15 protein-coding genes are annotated in these 18,687 nt (G+C 71.5%); 9 read left to right on the forward strand and 6 right to left on the reverse strand.

All coding sequences use genetic code 11. The features are described from left to right. The first annotated feature begins 100 nt into the window (after positions 1–100). Together ACGFWI_RS29330 and ACGFWI_RS29335 are read left to right on the forward strand one after the other, a co-directional pair. Positions 101–2,134: a TerD family protein gene (locus ACGFWI_RS29330; RefSeq protein WP_393909056.1), complete on the forward strand. Its 2,034-nt coding sequence runs from the start codon at positions 101–103 to the stop codon at positions 2,132–2,134. Positions 2,135–2,352: 218 nt separating this feature from the next. Continuing rightward, positions 2,353–3,336 (forward strand): TerC family protein, encoded by a 984-nt coding sequence (locus ACGFWI_RS29335; RefSeq protein WP_393909057.1) that lies wholly within the window; start codon positions 2,353–2,355, stop codon positions 3,334–3,336. 102 nt (positions 3,337–3,438) lie between these two features. On the opposite strand, the gene ACGFWI_RS29340 is transcribed toward ACGFWI_RS29335, so the two are convergent. From ACGFWI_RS29340 to ACGFWI_RS29350, 3 genes are all read right to left on the reverse strand, one after another. Further along, positions 3,439–4,095, reverse strand: coding sequence for an MBL fold metallo-hydrolase (locus ACGFWI_RS29340; protein ID WP_393909058.1), 657 nt, complete (start codon positions 4,093–4,095; stop codon positions 3,439–3,441). Positions 4,096–4,104: 9 nt separating this feature from the next. After that, on the reverse strand, positions 4,105–4,848 hold the full coding sequence (locus ACGFWI_RS29345; RefSeq protein ID WP_393909059.1) for a maleylpyruvate isomerase family mycothiol-dependent enzyme: 744 nt from the start codon (positions 4,846–4,848) through the stop codon (positions 4,105–4,107). A gap of 132 nt (positions 4,849–4,980) precedes the next feature. Then, positions 4,981–6,540, reverse strand: a complete 1,560-nt coding sequence (locus ACGFWI_RS29350) for an FAD-dependent monooxygenase (RefSeq protein ID WP_393909060.1) — start codon at positions 6,538–6,540, stop codon at positions 4,981–4,983. Positions 6,541–6,599: 59 nt separating this feature from the next. Here ACGFWI_RS29350 and ACGFWI_RS29355 point away from each other — a divergent pair, with 59 nt between their 5' ends. Then, positions 6,600–7,322 carry a TetR/AcrR family transcriptional regulator gene (locus tag ACGFWI_RS29355; RefSeq protein ID WP_393909061.1) on the forward strand — a complete coding sequence of 241 codons (723 nt, stop codon included), beginning with the start codon at positions 6,600–6,602 and terminating at the stop codon, positions 7,320–7,322. A 264-nt stretch (positions 7,323–7,586) separates the two neighbouring features. Beyond that, the gene (gene uvrA / locus ACGFWI_RS29360; protein ID WP_393909062.1) at positions 7,587–10,571 is read left to right on the forward strand and encodes an excinuclease ABC subunit UvrA; all 2,985 of its coding nucleotides are present in this window, start codon (positions 7,587–7,589) and stop codon (positions 10,569–10,571) included. Positions 10,572–10,747: 176 nt separating this feature from the next. On the opposite strand, the gene ACGFWI_RS29365 is transcribed toward uvrA, so the two are convergent. Together ACGFWI_RS29365 and ACGFWI_RS29370 are read right to left on the reverse strand one after the other, a co-directional pair. Then, positions 10,748–11,746, reverse strand: coding sequence for a carbohydrate kinase (locus tag ACGFWI_RS29365; protein ID WP_393909063.1), 999 nt, complete (start codon positions 11,744–11,746; stop codon positions 10,748–10,750). Continuing rightward, positions 11,743–12,789 carry a LacI family DNA-binding transcriptional regulator gene (locus tag ACGFWI_RS29370; protein ID WP_393909064.1) on the reverse strand — a complete coding sequence of 349 codons (1,047 nt, stop codon included), beginning with the start codon at positions 12,787–12,789 and terminating at the stop codon, positions 11,743–11,745. Before ACGFWI_RS29370 ends, ACGFWI_RS29365 begins: the two co-directional genes overlap by 4 nt. A 178-nt stretch (positions 12,790–12,967) precedes the next feature. Here ACGFWI_RS29370 and ACGFWI_RS29375 point away from each other — a divergent pair, with 178 nt between their 5' ends. Genes ACGFWI_RS29375 through ACGFWI_RS29385 form a run of 3 tightly spaced genes read left to right on the forward strand, consistent with a single transcriptional unit; the run spans position 12,968 to position 15,829 of the window. After that, a complete protein-coding gene (locus ACGFWI_RS29375) occupies positions 12,968–13,975 on the forward strand; it encodes a zinc-dependent alcohol dehydrogenase family protein (RefSeq protein WP_393909065.1) in 1,008 nt (335 codons plus the stop codon). Between the two features lie 5 nt (positions 13,976–13,980). Next, positions 13,981–15,393: a sugar porter family MFS transporter gene (locus tag ACGFWI_RS29380; RefSeq protein WP_393909066.1), complete on the forward strand. Its 1,413-nt coding sequence runs from the start codon at positions 13,981–13,983 to the stop codon at positions 15,391–15,393. Positions 15,394–15,415: 22 nt separating this feature from the next. Then, positions 15,416–15,829 (forward strand): Rieske (2Fe-2S) protein, encoded by a 414-nt coding sequence (locus ACGFWI_RS29385; RefSeq protein ID WP_393909067.1) that lies wholly within the window; start codon positions 15,416–15,418, stop codon positions 15,827–15,829. A gap of 30 nt (positions 15,830–15,859) precedes the next feature. On the opposite strand, the gene ACGFWI_RS29390 is transcribed toward ACGFWI_RS29385, so the two are convergent. Further along, a complete protein-coding gene (locus ACGFWI_RS29390) occupies positions 15,860–16,795 on the reverse strand; it encodes a hypothetical protein (protein WP_393909068.1) in 936 nt (311 codons plus the stop codon). Positions 16,796–17,038: 243 nt separating this feature from the next. Here ACGFWI_RS29390 and ACGFWI_RS29395 point away from each other — a divergent pair, with 243 nt between their 5' ends. After that, a complete protein-coding gene (locus ACGFWI_RS29395) occupies positions 17,039–17,686 on the forward strand; it encodes a papain-like cysteine protease family protein (protein ID WP_393909069.1) in 648 nt (215 codons plus the stop codon). Between the two features lie 4 nt (positions 17,687–17,690). Then, positions 17,691–18,590: a hypothetical protein gene (locus ACGFWI_RS29400; protein WP_393909070.1), complete on the forward strand. Its 900-nt coding sequence runs from the start codon at positions 17,691–17,693 to the stop codon at positions 18,588–18,590. Positions 18,591–18,687 lie beyond the last annotated feature (97 nt).

Below are 18,687 nucleotides of genomic sequence, written 5' to 3' on the forward strand. Positions count from 1 at the left end.
CACCGTCGCGGCAGCGGGTACCGGGCCGCGCCGCCGCACGCCCCCGGGACCGTGCCCGGGGTACGGCCCGGACACGCCACAACCACCAGGGGGAACAACGATGACGGCCGAGCTGGTCCGGGGGCAGAACCATCCACTGGACCGGACACGGGTGGAGATCCGGGTGACGGCGGGCTCTCCCGTCATGGCCGGGGTCACCCTCGGCGACGAGCAGGGCAGGCTCACCGGCGCCGAAGCGGTGGCCCACCCGGGCGCGCCCCGGCGCACCGGCATCGAGGTTCCCCGTCAGGCGGCCGCCGAGCACCGCATCGCGGTGGATCTCGACGCGCTGCCCGGCGCCGTCCACCGGGTGAGCGTGCTGCTGGCGCTGCCCGGCGGGATCGGCGCCCTGACCACCTTCGGGCCGGCCGCCGCGCCCTCCGTCACGGTCACCGGCCTCGACGGCACCGGCATTGCCCGCTACACCGTCAGCGGCCTGGGTGCCGAGTCCGCCGTCGTCGCCGTGGAGCTCTACCGCAAGCAGGGCGCCTGGAAGGTGCGTGCGGTGGGCCAGGGGTACGCCGACGGCCTCACGGCGATGCTGCGCGATCAGGGCCTGCCGCAGGCGGCGGAGCTGGCCGCGGAGATCGAGGAAGCGATCGGCCGGGGACAGGCCCGCGCGGTCCCGGCGCCCGCCCCCGTGGCGGCGAGCCGGTCCGAACGCCCCGGGGCCGGCCCGGCCGCCGCGGACCGGCCGTCCCCCGTGCACGCTCCCGCATCTGACGGCCCGGCACCATCCGGGACCGGAGCGGAAGCCGGAGCCGAGGCCACGGACGCCTCGCCGGCCCCCGTGGGCGGCGGCCCCGTCGACTACCGGCATCCGAAGCGCCGCAGCGCTCCCGCGCCGGCCGCCCCGGCACTGACCGCCTCCGCTCCCTCGTCCGCCGGCAGCCCCGCGTCGCCCGACGGCCCCCCGCTGCCCGTGGCCGGGGACGCCGCCGGCTGGAGCATGGAGGAGCGGCTCTATAACCAGGTCTGGGGGATGTTCGAGGATCTGGCCCGCTCGGTCGCGGCCTACCGCAGCGCATCCGACTTCGCCGAGTCCCGCCTGGAGCAGGAGCTGGATCAGGCCCTGTCCGACCCGCGCAACCGCCTCGGCACGGCAGCCGATGCCGCCCGCGCCACCGCCCGTGACAAGCACGCCGCCCTCGTCGCCCAGGCCCGCGCCGCCCTCGACCGTGATCTCGCACAGCTCGCGGCCGAGTCGGCGGTCGTCGAGCCCGCGCTGCCGCCCGCCCTCGCCCGCTGGGACAACCCCGTCTGGCAGGGCTACCACGCGCCGCTGGAGCGTCCGATGGCGTTGCGCCTGGGCGATCTGCACCTCCCGGAAGTCCTGGACCTGCGCATTCCCATGCTCGTACGCCTCCCCCTGGAGCGCGGGCTGTGGATCGACAGCGGCCCCGATACCTACGCAGGGAGCGCCGACCCCGACCGCGACATCGCCCGGCGGGAACTGGGCAGCGCGCTCACGGACGGGCCGCCCGACGAGGCCGAGCTACGCCGGCTGGCCATGGAGACGGCCGTGGCGATCGCCGCCCGGCTGCTCGCCATCCACCCCGCCGGTGACTTCGCGGTCCAGGTCATCGACCCGGGCGGTAGCGCTGCGCCCGCCCTCGCGCCGCTGCTGGAGAGCGGTGCGCTGCCCGCCGCCCCGGTGCCCGGCGCCAAGGGCGTGGCCACGGTGCTGGAGGCGCTGACGCGCCGGGTGGAGCTCGTCCAGATGGCCGTGCGCCACCGCGCCGCCGACGCACTCCCGCCGGATCTCGACACCGCCGAGCAGCTGCTGATCGTGCATGACTTCCCGCACGGCTTCGACGACCGCGCCCTCACCCGGCTCCGCTATCTCGCCGACGAGGGGCCGGCCGTCGGGGTGCATCTGATGATGGTCGCCGACCGTGCCCAGACCCGGGACTACGGCCCGGTCCTGGACCCGCTGTGGCGTTCGCTGCTGCGGATCACGCCGGTGCCCGATGCCCATCTCGCCGACCCCTGGGTCGGCCACGCCTGGACGTACGAGCCACCGCTCGCCCCCAGGGGCAGTCAGGTGGTGCGTCAGGTGCTGGACCGGGTCGCGGCCGCCCGCCGGGCATCCTGACCAGGCATTTTGCCTATTTCTTTACTATTCATTGTCCTTCCTTTACGCTTCTTTGTGCGGAGGGGAGTATTCCCCCTACGACGTACCCGTCATCACGGATTGCGAGTGTGACGAGATCCCGGGGCGTCGGTCCCGTTCCCCCATCGGGCGGAACGGGGCGGAAGAGACCTCCGGCAGCGACGACGCTGTAAGTGCCGTACGACTCTGCCGGAGGAGCAGTGGACGTTTCCCTGACCCTGTGGGTGCTGACCATCCTTGGTCTGTGCGCCCTGATCACCGCCGATTTCTTCATCGGCGGACGCAAACCACACGAGGTCTCCCTCAAGGAGGCCGGAATCTGGACCGGTGTCTGGATCGCGCTGGCCGCACTCTTCGGCCTCGGGCTGCTGCTGTTCGCCGGCACCGCACCGGCCGGTGAGTTCTTCGCGGGCTTCATCACCGAGAAGTCCCTGAGCGTCGACAACCTCTTCGTCTTCGTACTGATCATGGCGAAGTTCGCGGTCCCGACGATCTATCAGCAGCGGGTGCTGCTGGTCGGCGTGCTCATCGCGCTGGTGCTGCGGGCCGGCTTCATCGGTGCGGGCGCCGCGATCATCGCCAACTTCTCCTGGGTGTTCTACCTCTTCGGCGCGTTCCTCATCTGGACCGCGTGGAAGCTGATCAAGGAGGCCCGCGCCGAGGAGGAGGACGAGGAGTTCGAGGAGAACCGCTTCCTCAAGATGGTCGAGAAGCGCATCCCGTCGACCGACGAGTACCACGGCACCAAGCTGTTCATCGTCGAGAACGGCAAGCGGCTGATGACGCCGATGCTGATCGTCATGCTGGCGATCGGCACCACCGACGTCCTCTTCGCACTCGACTCCATCCCGGCGATCTTCGGTCTCACCCAGGACCCGTACATCGTCTTCACCGCCAATGCCTTCGCCCTGATGGGTCTGCGGCAGCTGTACTTCCTGATCGGCGGCCTGCTCAAGAAGCTGGTGCACCTCTCGTACGGCCTGTCGGTCATCCTGGGATTCATCGGTGTGAAGCTGGTGCTGCACGCCCTGCACGAGTCCGGGGTGGCCGTTCCGGAGATCAGCATTCCGGTCTCGCTGGGCGTCATCTGTGCCGTGCTGGTCGTCACGACGATCACCAGCCTGCGTGCCTCGAAGAAGCAGGCCGCGGCCGACGCGGCGGCCAAGGAGCGCATCGACGTCTGAGGCCGGTCTCCGGGCCACACAGCGCGGACGGCGCCCGGTCCCCGCTCCTCGTCGGAGCGGGAACCGGGCGCCGTCGTGCGAACGGTCCGCCGTACCCCTGCGCTACCAGCCGCGCTCGTGCCACTGCGCGAGGTGCGGCCGCTCCGCGCCGAGCGTGGTGTCGCTGCCGTGGCCCGGATAGACCCAGGTCTCGTCGGGCAGTTCGCCGAAGAGTTTGCGCTCCACGTCGGCGATCAGACGGGTGAAGTTCTCGGCGCTGCCGAAGGTGTTGCCGACGCCGCCGGGGAACAGGCAGTCCCCGGTGAACAGATGCGGGGCGCCGTGCGGGTCGTCGTAGACCAGCGCGATGCTGCCCGGTGTGTGTCCGACGAGGTGGCGCGCGGTCAGCTCGACCCGGCCGACGGTGAGGGTGTCGCCGTCTTCGACCAGCACATCCGTGGGGACGGGAATGCCTTCGGCGTCGTACCGCCCCGCATAGGTCCGCGCGCCCGTCGCCTCGACGACCTCGCGCAGCGCGCCCCAGTGGTCGCCGTGCCGGTGCGTGGTGACCACGGACCCGATACCGCTGTCGCCGATCAGCGAGAGAAGGGTGTGCGGTTCGGCGGCCGCGTCGATCAGCAGCTGCTCATCGGTCGCCCGGCACCGCAGTACATAGGCGTTGTTGTCCATCGGACCGACCGCGACCTTCGAGATCATCAGGTCGGTCAGCTCGTGCACGTCGGCCGGTCCGCCGACCTTCACTGCTCCGCTGTAGCCCATGGGACCACTCTAGAGCGGCGGCACCGCGGGCAGGACAGAGCCGTGGCTGTCGAGTTTGCTGCCCTCACCGCGCCCGGTCAGCCAGCCCACCAGCGCGGCCGCGGAGCCCGTCACCACCACGGGCGAGGCCTCGGCGCCCGCCCCGGTGCCGAGCCGGCCGGTGCGCCACCGGCGGCCGTCGTCGGTCCGCAGTTCCAGCGCGGGCAGATCCGGGTGCCCGGCGAACTTGATCGTGGCCAGGAAGGCCAGTTCGCTGTCGACGAAGGCGGGTGACAGCTGGTCGACGGTGTGGCCCACGCCGAGGTCGACATGGTGCAGTTCGAGCTCGGCCAGCCGGCGCAGGGGCAGCCGGTCGGCCCGTTCGACGACGTTGTTGCGCATCTCGACCTCGTACGCCCGGCGACTCTCCGGCAGCGCGTCCATCGCCGTGTCGAACCGCGCGGCGCTCTCCTTGAGGTCTTCCAGGTGTGCCGCCAGCGGGCGGTCGGCGCCCCGCTCGATATCGGCCTCACGGGCTTCGGGACCGGCGTACATCGGCGTCCGCACATCGGTCCGCGCCCAGGTGAGGAGGTTGCCCAGCGCGTCCGCGTTGCGGGCCAGATGGGACAGCACATGGCCACGGGTCCAGCCGGCCAGCAGCGACGGCTCGCCGATCGCCGCGTCGTCGAGCTTGCTCACCGAGACGAGGAGCCGGTCGGTGGCCTCGCGGACGGCTGCCACATCGTGCGGAAAGTCAGGCGAGGTGAGGGTCATGGTCCGACGCTAGCGCCGTCAGGGCGGGTTCGGGAGTGGGCCGACGCTGATCGGGGTGTACGCGGGCGGAACGGGCGGCGCGCGACAGCCGGAAGGGCCGCCGGTCTGCGCCGCCCGCAAGAGCCCGGGTGATCAGGCCGCCACTGCGTCGGGCGTCCCGAACCAGCGCCGGAGCGCCGCGTCCAGCTCGTCCGGGGCGTCCGGACCGCCGGGGGAGTCCGCCGCCCAGGCGGTACAGCCGTCCGGACGCACCAGAAGACCGGCCAGACCGGGCCGCCCCGGGCAGTCCGCCGTGACCACCCGTATCCGCTCGCCGTATCCGGAGGCGCGCTTGCGCACTTCGGCGTCCGCGGCGAGATCGAACAACAGCCCCTGCCCGCCGCGCAGATGGTCCGCGAGCCGGGTGCCGTCGGAGAGCTCCAGGTCGGGGGCGCTGCGGCCGGTCAGCGGATGGTCGCCGGGCAGGTCGTAGCGCTGCCAGACCCCGGAGACCTTCTTGGCGAAGTAGGTGGTGGCGGCGACCGTCCCGGTCAGTTCGGCGATCACCCCGCGCAGCGCCTGGGCGTGCGACTCCGGCCGCATCAGCGCCACTTGGGCCCGGGTCCACTCCAGCACCCATGCGCCCAGGGGGTGCCGCTCGGCCGTGTATGTGTCGAGCAGCCCCTCCGGCGCCCAGCCGCGCACCGTGGCGGCCAGTTTCCAGCCGAGGTTCATGGCGTCGCCGATACCGAGGTTCAGCCCCTGGCCGCCGAACGGCGAGTGGACGTGCGCCGCGTCACCGGCGAGCAGCACCCGCCCCGACCGGTAATCGGGCACCTGGCGCGCGTTGTCCGTGAACCGGGTCGCCGAGAGCACCTTGTGGATCGTGATGTCCGCGACCCCGGACACCTTCCGCAAGGAGGTCTCCAACTCCTGGGCGGTGATGGGGGCATCGCGGTCCGCGGGCGGTCCGTCGAACTCCACGGTGAGGATCCGGCCGGGCATCGCGCCGTGGGCGTACGTCCCGGTCCCGGTCCAGTTCCAGCCGGCGCCCAGGGCGTCGGCGCCGGTCATCTCCACGATGGCCTGACGGCCGGTGATCTCGGGGGCCGTGCCGGGGAAGGGGAAACCGGCGAGCCGCCGGACGGTACTGCGGCCGCCGTCGCAGCCGGCCAGCCAGCCGGTGCGCAGCGATCCGTCCGAGGTGTGGACGTGCACACCGTCCTCACCGGCGTCGAGGCCGGTCAGGGTCACCCCGCGGCGCACGTCGACGCCCAGCTCGGCGGCGCGGGCGCCGAGCAGCCGTTCCAGGACCTCCTGCGGTACGAGGCCGACTTCGGCGGCGGGTCCGAGGCCGTCGAAGTCCGGGTCGGACTCGTCCAGCAGATCGCCGCGCAGCATGATGCCGGCGAAGTGCCCGGCGAACTTCGGCGGTTGCTGCACCCCGGTGACGCCTGCGGCCTGGCGGTGCCGCAGGAACGAGCTGAAGCTCTGGTAGGCGGCGCGCTGTGCCTCCGCCAGGCCGGGCAGCATCCCGCGCCGGTAAAAGGCCTCCGAACTGGGGGAGTTGATCGCCCCTGCCTTGATCGTCGTATCCACTTCGGTCAGTCGCTCCAGGACGATGACCGACACGTCTGCCAATGCGAGTTCGCAGGCGAGCATCAGCCCCACCGGGCCGCCCCCTGCCACTACTACGTCTGCGTCATGCTTCATGGGCGTAAGTGTAGTGACTATAAATTTGTTGTGGCTAAAAACGTGGCTAAAATTCCGGCATGACGGATGAGGAGCGGCGCGGCGGCGACGAGGCGGCGGCCGGCGGGAGCGGCGGACGGCCGGCGGAGACCGGTTTCGTCGAGGACGACGGGCGGCTGACGCTGCGCGAGCGCAAGAAGCTGCGCACCCGGCAGCGGATCTCCGGCGAGGCCACGCTGCTGTTCATCCGGCGGGGCTTCGAGAACGTCACCGTCGCCGAGGTGGCCCGCGCCGCCGAGGTGTCCACGATGACGGTCTTCAACTACTTCCCGCGCAAGGAGGACCTCTTCCTCGACCGGATCCCCGAGGGCCGGGAGCTGATCATCCGCACCGTCCGCGAGCGCGGCGCGGACGAATCGCCGCTCGCCGCGCTGCGCCGGGTCACCCTCGGTCTGCTGGCGGAGCGGCATCCGCTGGGTGCGGTGGGGGAGGGGTTCGGGCACTTCTGGCGCACGGTGCTGGACTCTCCGGCGCTGCGCGCGCGGGGGCGCGAGGCGGTCGAGGAGATGGAGAACACACTTGCCGCGCTGCTGGCCGAGGCGGCGGGCGGTGACGCGGACCGCCCCGGTCATGACGCCCGGCTGGCCGCGGCGCTGATCATCGCGGGGATCCGGGCAACGTATGCCGAGGCGGTGACCCGGCAGCTCGGGGGTGACCCGGTGGACGAGGTGGCCGTTGAACAGGCGGCGGCGCTGCGGCGCACGTTCGATGCGCTGGAGCGAGCGCTGCCCGGTGGTCGCTGACGGCGGAGTCCTTGCAGCGTACGGGCGTGTGGCGGGGCGGGAAGATTGTGGGGCCGCCACACGTTCGGGTGAAGAGGGCTTGCGAGCTCCCTAAATCGAATGCGCGTGCTATAAGCTCGTGTGTGGCATCCGAAAGACAGTGCCGCGGCGGGCCCCATACCCTGGGGCGGGGCTCCGCTCCGCTCCGTCGCCTCTGCTCACCCACCGCGCGGCGGACGCAGAGCCGCGGCCCCCGCCCCTCTTCCAAGAAAGGTGCCGACCGGCGTGGCCGACCGTCTCATCGTCCGTGGCGCTCGCGAGCACAATCTCAAGAACGTCTCGCTCGACCTCCCCCGCGACTCCCTCATCGTCTTCACGGGGCTCTCCGGGTCGGGCAAGTCCTCGCTCGCCTTCGACACGATCTTCGCCGAGGGGCAGCGGCGATATGTCGAGTCGCTCTCCTCCTATGCCCGGCAGTTCCTCGGGCAGATGGACAAGCCCGATGTGGACTTCATCGAGGGCCTGTCCCCCGCGGTATCGATCGACCAGAAGTCGACGTCGCGCAACCCGCGCTCGACGGTCGGCACGATCACCGAGGTCTACGACTACCTCCGCCTGCTCTTCGCCCGTATCGGCAAGCCGCACTGTCCCGAGTGCGGGCGGCCGATCGCCCGGCAGTCGCCGCAGGCCATCGTCGACAAGGTGCTCGAACTCCCCGAGGGCAGCCGCTTCCAGGTGCTCTCGCCGCTGGTGCGCGAGCGCAAGGGCGAGTTCGTCGATCTCTTCTCCGACCTCCAGACCAAGGGCTACAGCCGGGCCCGGGTCGACGGGGAGACGATCCAGCTCTCCGAGCCGCCGACGCTGAAGAAGCAGGAGAAGCACACCATCGAGGTGGTCGTCGACCGCCTCACGGTCAAGGAGTCCGCCAAGCGGCGGCTGACCGACTCCGTCGAGACCGCCCTCGGGCTCTCCGGCGGCATGGTGATCCTCGACTTCGTCGATCTGGACGCGGACGACCCGCAGCGCGAGCGCATGTATTCGGAGCATCTGTACTGCGCCTACGACGATCTCTCCTTCGAGGAGCTGGAGCCCCGCTCCTTCTCCTTCAACTCGCCCTTCGGCGCCTGCCCGGACTGCACCGGTATCGGTACGCGCATGGAGGTCGACCCCGACCTGATCGTCCCCGACGAGGACCGCTCGCTCGACGAGGGCGCCCTTCACCCCTGGTCGCACGGCCACACCAAGGAGTACTTCGGCCGCCTGGTCGGTGCGCTGGCGGACGCCCTCGGGTTCCGTACGGACATCCCCTGGGCCGGGCTGCCGGCCCGTGCCAAGAAGGCTCTGCTGCACGGCCACAAGACCCAGATCGAGGTGCGTTACCGCAACCGGTACGGCCGCCAGCGGGCCTACACCACCCCTTTCGAGGGCGCCGTGCCGTTCGTCAAGCGGCGGCACTCCGAAGCGGAGAGCGACACCAGCAGGGAGCGCTTCGAGGGCTATATGCGCGAGGTGCCCTGCCCGACCTGTGAGGGCACCCGGCTGAAGCCGATCGTGCTCGCCGTCACGGTCCAGGAGAAGTCGATCGCCGAGGTCGCGGCCATGTCGATCAGCGACTGTGCCGACTTCCTGCGGGAGATGAAGCTCACCGCCCGCGACAAGAAGATCGCCGAGCGGGTCCTCAAGGAGGTCAACGAGCGGCTGAAGTTCCTGGTCGACGTCGGCCTGGACTACCTCTCGCTGAACCGCGCGGCCGGCACCCTCTCCGGTGGTGAGGCCCAGCGCATCCGCCTCGCCACCCAGATCGGCTCCGGCCTGGTGGGTGTGCTCTATGTCCTCGACGAGCCGTCGATCGGTCTGCATCAGCGCGACAACCACCGGCTGATGGAGACCCTGGTGCGGCTGCGCGACATGGGCAACACCCTGATCGTCGTCGAGCACGACGAGGACACCATCAAGGTCGCGGACTGGGTGGTGGACATCGGCCCCGGTGCCGGCGAGCACGGCGGCAAGGTCGTGCACAGCGGCCCGATGAAGCAGCTGCTGGCCAACAAGGAGTCGATCACCGGTCAGTATCTGTCCGGCAAGAAGTCCATCGCGACCCCGGACCTCCGGCGGCCCGCCGACCCGTCGCGACAGCTGACGGTCCATGGCGCGAAGGAGAACAACCTCCGCGACATCGACGTCTCCTTCCCGCTCGGGGTGTTCACCGCCGTCACCGGCGTCTCCGGTTCCGGCAAGTCGACGCTGGTCAACGACATCCTCTACACCCACCTGGCGCGCGAGCTGAACGGCGCCAAGTCGGTGCCGGGGCGGCACACTCGGGTAGCCGGCGACGATCTGGTGGACAAGGTCGTGCATGTCGACCAGTCGCCGATCGGCCGCACCCCGCGCTCCAACCCGGCCACCTACACCGGTGTCTTCGATCATGTCCGCAGGCTCTTCGCGGAGACGATGGAGGCCAAGGTCCGCGGCTATCTGCCGGGACGCTTCTCCTTCAACGTCAAGGGCGGTCGCTGCGAGAACTGCTCCGGCGACGGCACGATCAAGATCGAGATGAACTTCCTGCCGGATGTGTATGTGCCGTGCGAGGTCTGCCACGGTGCGCGCTACAACCGGGAGACGTTGGAGGTCCACTACAAGGGCAAGTCCATCGCCGAGGTGCTGGACATGCCCATCGAGGAGGCGCTGAGCTTCTTCGAGGCGGTGCCGACCATCGCCCGGCATCTCAAGACGCTCCACGAGGTCGGTCTCGGGTACGTCCGGCTCGGCCAGTCCGCGCCGACGCTCTCGGGTGGTGAGGCGCAGCGCGTCAAGCTCGCCAGCGAGCTCCAGAAGCGCTCGACGGGCAGCACGGTCTATGTCCTCGACGAGCCGACCACCGGTCTGCACTTCGACGACATCAGCAAGTTGATCAATGTGCTGTCCGGCCTGGTCGACAAGGGCAACACGGTGATCGTCATCGAGCACAACCTCGATGTGATCAAGACGGCGGACTGGGTCGTCGACATGGGCCCCGAAGGTGGCAACGGCGGCGGCCTGGTCGTCGCCGAGGGCACCCCGGAGGACGTCGCGTCGATCCCGGCCAGCCACACCGGCAAGTTCCTGCGGGAGATCCTCGGCGACCGCGTCAGCGATGCCGCGCCGGTGGGGGCCTCCGCGAGGAAGCCGGTGGCCAAGAAGGCCGTGGCCAAGAAGGCCGCGGCGAAGAAGACGGCAGCCAAGAAGCCGGCTGCCAAGAAGACGACGGCGCGGGCCCGCAGGGCCTCCTGACGCCGCCGGACGGCTCCGGCCGGGCCGTCACCGCTCTCCGTGCGAGGGGGCGGTGGCGGCCCGTTTCGGTGCGGAGGACGAACCCCCGCGGTGTCACCGCTTCCGGCTCGCGCCGGGGAATCCCCGCGGCGCCGCCACTCTCCGGCCGGCGCCCCGTCCCGGCCCCGGCCCCGTTCCTACGCCGCCAACTCCGTGGCGAACGGCGGTTCCGCTCCTGCGCGTGAGCAGGTGACGGCGGCCGCGCGGGCGGCGAAGTGCAGGATGTCGTGCCAGTCGTCGTCGCCGAGGGCGGCGACGCCGGCGTACGAGAGGGCGTCGTGGGCGTCCAGGCGGTGCAGGAGCGCGGCGTTGACCGTGTCGCCGGCCCCGATGGTGTCGACGACGGTGACCCGCTCGCCGGGGACCGTCAGCTCGCCGCCACCCCGCGTCAGCACCGTCAGACCGTCGCCCCCACGGGTGAGCACGATCGCCGCGGGCCCCGCGTCCAGCCATTCCTTCGCCGCCGCGGTGACCGTCTCCCACGTGCCGCCGGTCGTGGCGCCGGACCCGACCAGCCACAGGGCGTCCTCCTCCGACAGCTTCACCAGGGCGAGGTCGGGGAGCCAGGAACAGAAGCGGGCCCGGTAGGCGTCCGGGTCCGCGATCAGACCGGGCCGGATGTTGGGGTCGAGCGCCGTGAAGACACCGCGCCGGGCCTCGCGGCGCAGCAGGGACTCGTATGCGCTCGCGCCCGGTTCCAGGACGAGCGAGCAGGTGCCCAGGGAGAGCGCGCGGACCGTGGCGGGCAGCTCCGGCGGCAGGGTGAAGAGCCGGTCGGCGGTGCCGTCCGCATAGAAGCCGTAGCCCGCCGACCCGTCCGGGCTGATGTCCGCCACGGCGAGGGTGGTCGGCTCGCTGCCGCGCTGCACCAAAGTGGTGTCCACACCGCCGCCGTTCAGTCCCTGGAGCAGCGCCTCGCCGAAGCTGTCGGTCGAGATCCGTGAGCAGAACGCGGTGGGCGAGCCCAGCCGCCCCAGCGCGACCGCGGTGTTGTACGGGCCGCCGCCGCGCCGCGGCAGCAGCGCCGGCAACCGGACGTCCGAGGTGGAGATGCCTCCCGGGCCCTCCACGGAGGGGGGAGTGTTCTGCGGGCTGGGGACGAGGTCGATCAGCGCCTCGCCGGCGACGACGATCACGGGGTGGGGTTCCTTTCCTGGGCGGCCGGGGGCGTGGCCGGGGCGGGTTCGGCGCAGCCGCACGACGTACGGTGCACAAAGGTGCAGGGGAGGCGGACGGTGCGCGGGGGCCGGTCCGGCTCCGCCAGGCGCTCCAGCAGCAGCCGGACTGCCGCCGCCCCGATGTCCTTGCTGGGCTGGGCGATCGCGGTCAGCCGGGGTGTGAACAGATCGGCCCACGAGAAGTCGTCGAAGCAGGCCAGCGCGATATCGCGGGGCACGTCCAGACCGAGCTCACGCAGGGCCCGGAGCGCGCCGATGGTCATCGCGTTGTTGGCGGTGATGATCGCGGTGGGCGGTTCCGGTGCGGCCAGCAGATGGCGGGTGGCATCGTGGGCGCCCTCCGCCTCGGAGTTGCCGCCGGCGAGGAGTTCGGGCGCGAAGGGCAGACCGTGGGCGCGCAGTCCCTCGCGGTAGCCCTGGACCCGCTCGGTGGTCGTGCTCAGTCCGGGCAGACCGGCCACCAGGCCGATCCGGGTGTGCCCCGAGTCGGCCAGATGCCCAACCAGTTGACGTACCGGTCCGGTGCTCTCGGCGCACACCTGGTCATGGTCGTCGCCGACCAGCCGGTCCAGGAAAACGGTGGGCACCTCGCGGCGGGCCAGGTACTCCACCATCTCGGCGGGCTCCGCCGACGGCGCCACGATCATGCCGTCCACGCGGCGCTCGTGCAGCAGCTGGACGACCTTGCGCTCGTGCCGCGGGTCGTCGTGCGGATCGGTGATCAGCAGGCTGTAACCGGCCTCCAGGGCGCCGGCCTCGACGCCTTGGAGGATCTCGGTGAAGTACGGGTTGCTGATGGCGGAGACCGCCAGTCCGATCGAGCGGGTGCGGGAGGTGACCAGGGAGCGGGCCAGGGTGTTGTGGGTGTAGCCGAGCTCGTCGATGGCGCCGAGCACCGCGGCGCGGGTGTCGGGGCGCACCGGACGGGTGTCGTTCAGCACATGCGAGACCGTGGCGACGGAGACCCCCGCGCGCCGTGCCACATCCGTCATCGTCGTCATCCGGTTCTTCCTCCCCGCGCGTGCGGCACCCCGTCGGCACCGCGGCCTCCCACGGCCTCGTCCCGCGAAGTCCACCACATTACGAGCAGCCCACCGCAAACGTAAACGCTTGCGCAAGCGTTTACGTGCAGGTTACCTTCCCGGCATCGAACCCGCACGACGTCGTGAGGATGCGCGGATGCGCGCTCTCGTGGTCACCGCACCGGGCAAGGCGGGCAGCACCGCTGTCACCGAACTGCCCGACCCCCGCCCGGAGCCCGATGAGGTGATCGTGCGCGTCACGTCCTGCGGGCTGTGCGGCACCGATATGCACCTCCTCGGCGGGGAGCTGCCCGCCGCGGTCTATCCGCTGGTCCCCGGGCACGAGCTGACCGGCGAGATCGTGGCGGTGGGCGCCGCGGTGACCGGCCGGGCGGTCGGGGAACGGGTCGCCGTCGACCCCAACATGCCGTGCGGAGCCTGCCATTACTGCCGGATCGGCCGCGGCAACCTCTGCGAGGACTACACCGCGATCGGCGTCACCCGCGCCGGCGGCTTCGCCGAGCTGGTCGCCGTACCGGCCCGCTGCTGTTACGTCCTGCCCGACAGCCTCTCGGAGGCCGCGGCGGGTCTCGTCGAGCCGCTGTCCTGCGCGGTGCACGGCCTGAACCGGCTGCCGCGCCGGCCCGGCGAGCACTATCTGATCTACGGCGCCGGCACCATGGGCCTGCTGATGGCCGCCCTCGTGCGGACCGCGGGCGCCGCCTCGGTGTCCGTCGTGGACCTCAACGAGGACCGGCTGGCGTTCGCCGAGTCCTTCGGGGTCGACGCGGCCGTGACCGGCGCCGACAAGCTCGGCCGTACGCCCGGCTTCGAGGTCGTGGTCGATGCGACCGGTGCCGTCGCGGCCATCGAGGACGGGCTGGGCCGGGTACGCCGCGGCGGTACGTTCCTCCAGTTCGGCGTGGCCGACCCGGCGCGCTCGGCGTCCTTCTCGCCGTACCGCGTCTACCACCACGAGATCGACATCATCGGTTCGATGGCGGTGCACCACAGCTTCCAGCCCGCCATTGATGTGCTCGCCGCCGGCCTCGATCTCGACCCGCTGGTCAGCGACGTCTACGGCCTGGACGGGTTCGACGAGGCGGTGGCCCGGTTCCGGGCGGGCACCGGCCGCAAGATCCACATCGCCCCGCAGAAGGGCTGAGCGCCGTGCCCGCACGCTTCAAGAACGCACTGATCTGGGTCTTCGGAGCCCTCGGCGGCATCTTGTGGGGCTATGACACCGGGGTCATCTCCGGCGCCATGCTCTTCATCAAGAACGACATCGCCCTCACCCCGCTCCTGGAGGGCCTGGTCGTCTCCGGCCTCCTGGTGGGCGCGATGGTCGGCGCGGGCCTCTCCGGCCGGCTCTGCGACTCCTGGGGACGCCGCCGGCTGATCCTCGCGGCCTCCGGGGTCTTCATCCTCGGCACACTCGGCGCCTCCTTCGCCCTCGGCCCCGCCACACTGATCGCCTTCCGGTTCGTGATCGGCATCGGCGTCGGCATCGCCTCCGTCGTCGTCCCGCTCTACCTCACCGAACTCGCGCCCAAGCAGGTGCGCGGCGGGCTGACGTCCCTGATGCAACTGCTGGTCACGGTCGGCATCTTCGTCGCCTACGTCACCGACTATCTGCTGGCCGATGCCGAGGCCTGGCGCTGGATGATCGGCCTGGGCGTCGTCCCGGCCGCCATCCTGGCGCTGGGCATCATCACCCAGCCGGAGAGCCCGCGGTGGCTGGTGGGCAAGGGCCGCACCGACGAGGCCCGTACGGTGCTGACCCGGTTGCGCGGCGATGCCGGCGCGGCGGGGGAGGAGCTCGCCGAGATCGAGCGGGCCGAGCGCACCGAGCGGGAGCAGAGCGAACCGCTGACGCTGCGGCGGCTGCTGTCGCCGCAGCTGCGTCCGGTGTTCGTCGTGGGGATGCTGCTGGTCCTCTTCCAGAACTTCGTCGGTATCAACACGATCATTTACTACGCGCCGACCCTGCTCACCGACATCGGATTCGGCTCGAACGGCGCGATCCTCGCCAACGTCGGCATCGGCCTCCTCAACATGCTGATGACGCTCCCGGCGATGCGGCTCATCGACCGCAAGGGCCGCAAGCCGCTGCTGCTGTTCGGCGCGCTGGGCATGTGTGCGGCGATGGTGCTGCTGGCCGTCACCAATCTCTCCGGGCTCGGCTACGGCGCGCTACTGTCGGTGCTCACCCTCCTGGGGATCGCGCTCTACATCGCGTCCTTCGCGATCTCCTGGGGTCCGGTGCAGTGGGTGATGCTGCCCGAGCTGTTCCCGATGCGGATCCGGGCGGCCGCGGTCGGCCTGTGTGTGCTCTTCAACTGGCTGTTCAACATGGTCGTGGCGCTGGTCTTCCCGTCGCTGCTGCACGTCTGGGGCGCGGGGATCAACTTCCTGTTCTTCGCCGGTACGACCCTGCTGGCGTTCCTCTTCGTGCACCGGCTGCTGCCGGAGACCAAGGGCCGCAGCCTGGAGGAGATCGAGCAGGACCTGCTGCGGGGGCGCCCGGCCCGGTCCGAGGCGGACCGATCTGTGCCGGTATCGTCGGGAGCCGCCAGCCACTGATGCCGTGACCTCTGGAGCAGCCATGAGTCAGTCCCCCGCCCGCCGAACCGTGCTGCGGGGGGCCGCGCTGGCCGGCGCCGCCGGCTTCGGTCTGGCGGCCTGCTCGCCGGGGGACTCGGGCGCGAACGCCGCGGCGGTGCCCGCCGACCCGGTCGATCTCGGAGCCGCCGCAGAGGTACCGGTCGGCGGCGCCAAGCTCTACCGGGAGGACCGGCTCGTCGTCTCGCAGCCCGCCAAGGGCACCTACAAGTGCTTCAGCGCCAAGTGCACCCATGCCGGCTGCATCCTGGCCGAGGTCGAGAAGAAGGAGGGCAGCTGCCCCTGCCACGGCAGCCGCTTCGATGTCACCACCGGCAAGGTCGTCCAGGGCCCGGCGTCCGAGCCGCTGCCCGAGGTCCCGGTCAAGGCCAAGGGCGGCAAGCTGATCGCGGGCTGAGGCCCCGGCCCGCCGGCGCCACCCGGGGGCCTACCCCCAGTCCCAGGCGATGCCGAGTATGCCGGGCCGTACGCCCTGCTCCACGAGGTGCACGGCGCGGTGCCCGTTGAGCGTCAGCTCCTGCCGGCCGCTGCGCGGGGCGCCCGCCGAGGTCTGGGCGAAGCGGGCACAGCGCACCGGCAGCGCCGCCTCGTCGAAGCGCACCTGCAGGACGTACTGGCCGCCGGCGAAGCTGAAGCCGCGCAGATACTCCGTACTCGGGCCGCCGCTGCCGTCCTCGAAGACATAGCCGAAGACATGGGTGTCACCGGCCCGCAGCCGGGCGTCGAAGAGCAGCTCGGCGACCACCACCCCGGCCTCGGCGTGCCCGCGCACCCGGCCCAGCCGGCAGTTCTCCGCGGCCCGCACCCGCACCCGGGACGGATCGCAGCCCGGGTCGCCCCGGTGGATGGCGACATAGCGGTCCACGCCGTCCCGGTGGGCGCGGACCACCTGGAGCGATTCGCGTGCGAGAAGCCGGCGCTCGGGGCCGATGCGGACCCGCTCGTGATGGCCCACGGTGTGCAGTCCGCCGTCCGCGGGGGCCTCCAGCTCGCCGAACAGCTGCTGCAGTGCGGTGGCGGGCGCCATCAGCGAACGGTACGAGCGGGCGGGTGGCCGCTCGGCCTCGGGGCGGGCGCCGCCCTCCGGCACCAGCAGCCGGTGCAGCGAGTACGCCGGCAGTTCGAGGACTTCCTCCAGGGCGCGCACCGCCCGCAGCGACTCGGGGCGCTGCGGCCGCCGGGCGCCCTGCTGCCAGTAACTCAGGCTGGTCACCCCGATGGTGATGCCGCGCTGGGCGAGCTTGTGCTGGACGCGGGTGAGGGCGAGCCCCCGCTCGGTGAGGGCGGAGCGCAGTGCGAGATGGAACGGGCCGGTCCGCAGCAGCTGGGCCAGCTCGGCCGACCGGGGGGTGCTCTGTGCCATTGCCTCATTCCTCCGGCGCGCGGTGAACGTTCACAACCGGATCGCACGCTGCACGCTCTGCCTGCCTGTTCACTGCAGTACGCCGGGCACCGGCCGTTCACATGTGAGGCGGTCCGTCCACACCCCTCATGTCACACCGCATTGAAGCGTGTTGACCTGCCTGCGACAACACCTGATGCTCCACATCAGCATCCGGATGCGCTCCTCTCCCCCTCACCCCCCCCAGTTCGGGAGGAACGCCACATGACTCGTGCACCCCACGCACGCCGTTCCCGCGGCAGATGGCTGTCGGCCGCGGTGCTCACCGCCACTGCACTGACCACGCTCACCGGGGCGACGGCCGCCTCGGCCACCCCCCTCGCGCCCCCGGCGCACACCCCCGCCACCACACACCCGGCCGTCGCACCGCGCGCCGCCAACCCCCTCGGCATCTCCATGCAGGCCCAGGAGCAGACCAACTGGTGCTGGGCGGGCTCCGGCAACACCATCGCGGCCTGGTACGGCAGGAACTACAGCCAGAACCAGTTCTGCAACGCCGCCTTCGGCCGCCAGCAGGGCACCGCCTGCCCCAACGACCAGGCCACCCTCGGCAATGTGCAGAACGCCTTCGACTGGATGGGCATCAACTCCGGCTCCTATGTGACCGGTTGGCTCCGCTACGACACCGTGCAGAGCGAGATCGACGCCGGCCGGCCCGTCGAGACCCGGATCCAGTGGTCCTCCGGCGGTGGCCACATGCATGTGATCTACGGATATGACACGGATCGCCACTGGGTGTACTGGGGTGATCCATGGGCGACCAATAATCGCTACAACTGGGGCGATTTCGACTACTACGTGAACGGCAGCTCCTTCTCCTGGACACACTCCCTGTACCGGATAGGAGCCTGAGGTCATGACGAAGCGCACCGCCGTCCCCACCGTCCTTCGCGCCGTCGCCACCGGCACGTCCGCCATGGCCCTCCTCGGCCTCACCCCGCAGCTCGCCCTGGCCGCATCCGTTCCCGTGCCCCGGACCCCGGCCCTTGCCAGCGTCACCGCCGCGCACACGGCGGCCACCGACCCCGCGACCCTGGACACCCTCGCCCGGTTCTTCGCGGCCGACCGGAAGCGCAGCGGCGCGCCCGCCGTGGCTCCCGGCACCGCGCAGGCCGCGCCGCACATCGAGGGCGGCACCGTCCCCGTCTACGTCCTGTCACCGGACTTCGTCCGCGGCCGGGACGGTGCCCCCGTCGCCCGCCTGGAGTTCCTCGCCAGCAAGGCCGTCGCGGGCGACGGCCGCACGGCTTCGGTGTGGACCGCACGTCGGGGCGCCGCCTGGAAGGTCGTCAACATCGCCGCCGGCGACGACGAGACCCGTTACACCGCGGCCGGCGCCGCGCGGGCGCAGGACGGCACGGTCTTCCGCGAGCCGCAGACCGACGCCTGGTACGTGCAGCACGGCGATCGGATCGAGCCGCTGGACGCCGACGCCCGCAAGGCCGTCGGCGCGCACGGCACCACCGTCGCCGCCTACCGGAAACGGGTGGCGCAGGCCTACGGGGACAAGCTCCCCGGCTCCGCGTACGACAAGCGTGGCGAGGCCGGCGGTTACGGGCCGGCGACCGAGGCCCGCGAGCCCCAGGCCGGAGAGCCCCAGGCCCGGGAGCCCGAGACCCGGCGGCCTGTCGCGGCGGGTGCGCTCGCGGGCGACAGCCTGCCGGTGACCGCCGCCACGACCGTGGCGGGCGCCGCCGCCCTGCTCGCGCTGGCGCTGTCCGCCTCGGCGGCGCTGCGCAGGCGGCGCAGCGGCTGACCGGTCCGCCTGCCCGTCGCATGCCGTCCGTGCGGCGGGCAGGTCTTCCCCCGCCCCCTCCCCCTCCTCCCCCTTCGGGGGGAGGGGGCGGGGGTGG

Source organism: Streptomyces sp. NPDC048434 (assembly GCF_043200375.1).
Classification (GTDB): domain Bacteria; phylum Actinomycetota; class Actinomycetes; order Streptomycetales; family Streptomycetaceae; genus Streptomyces.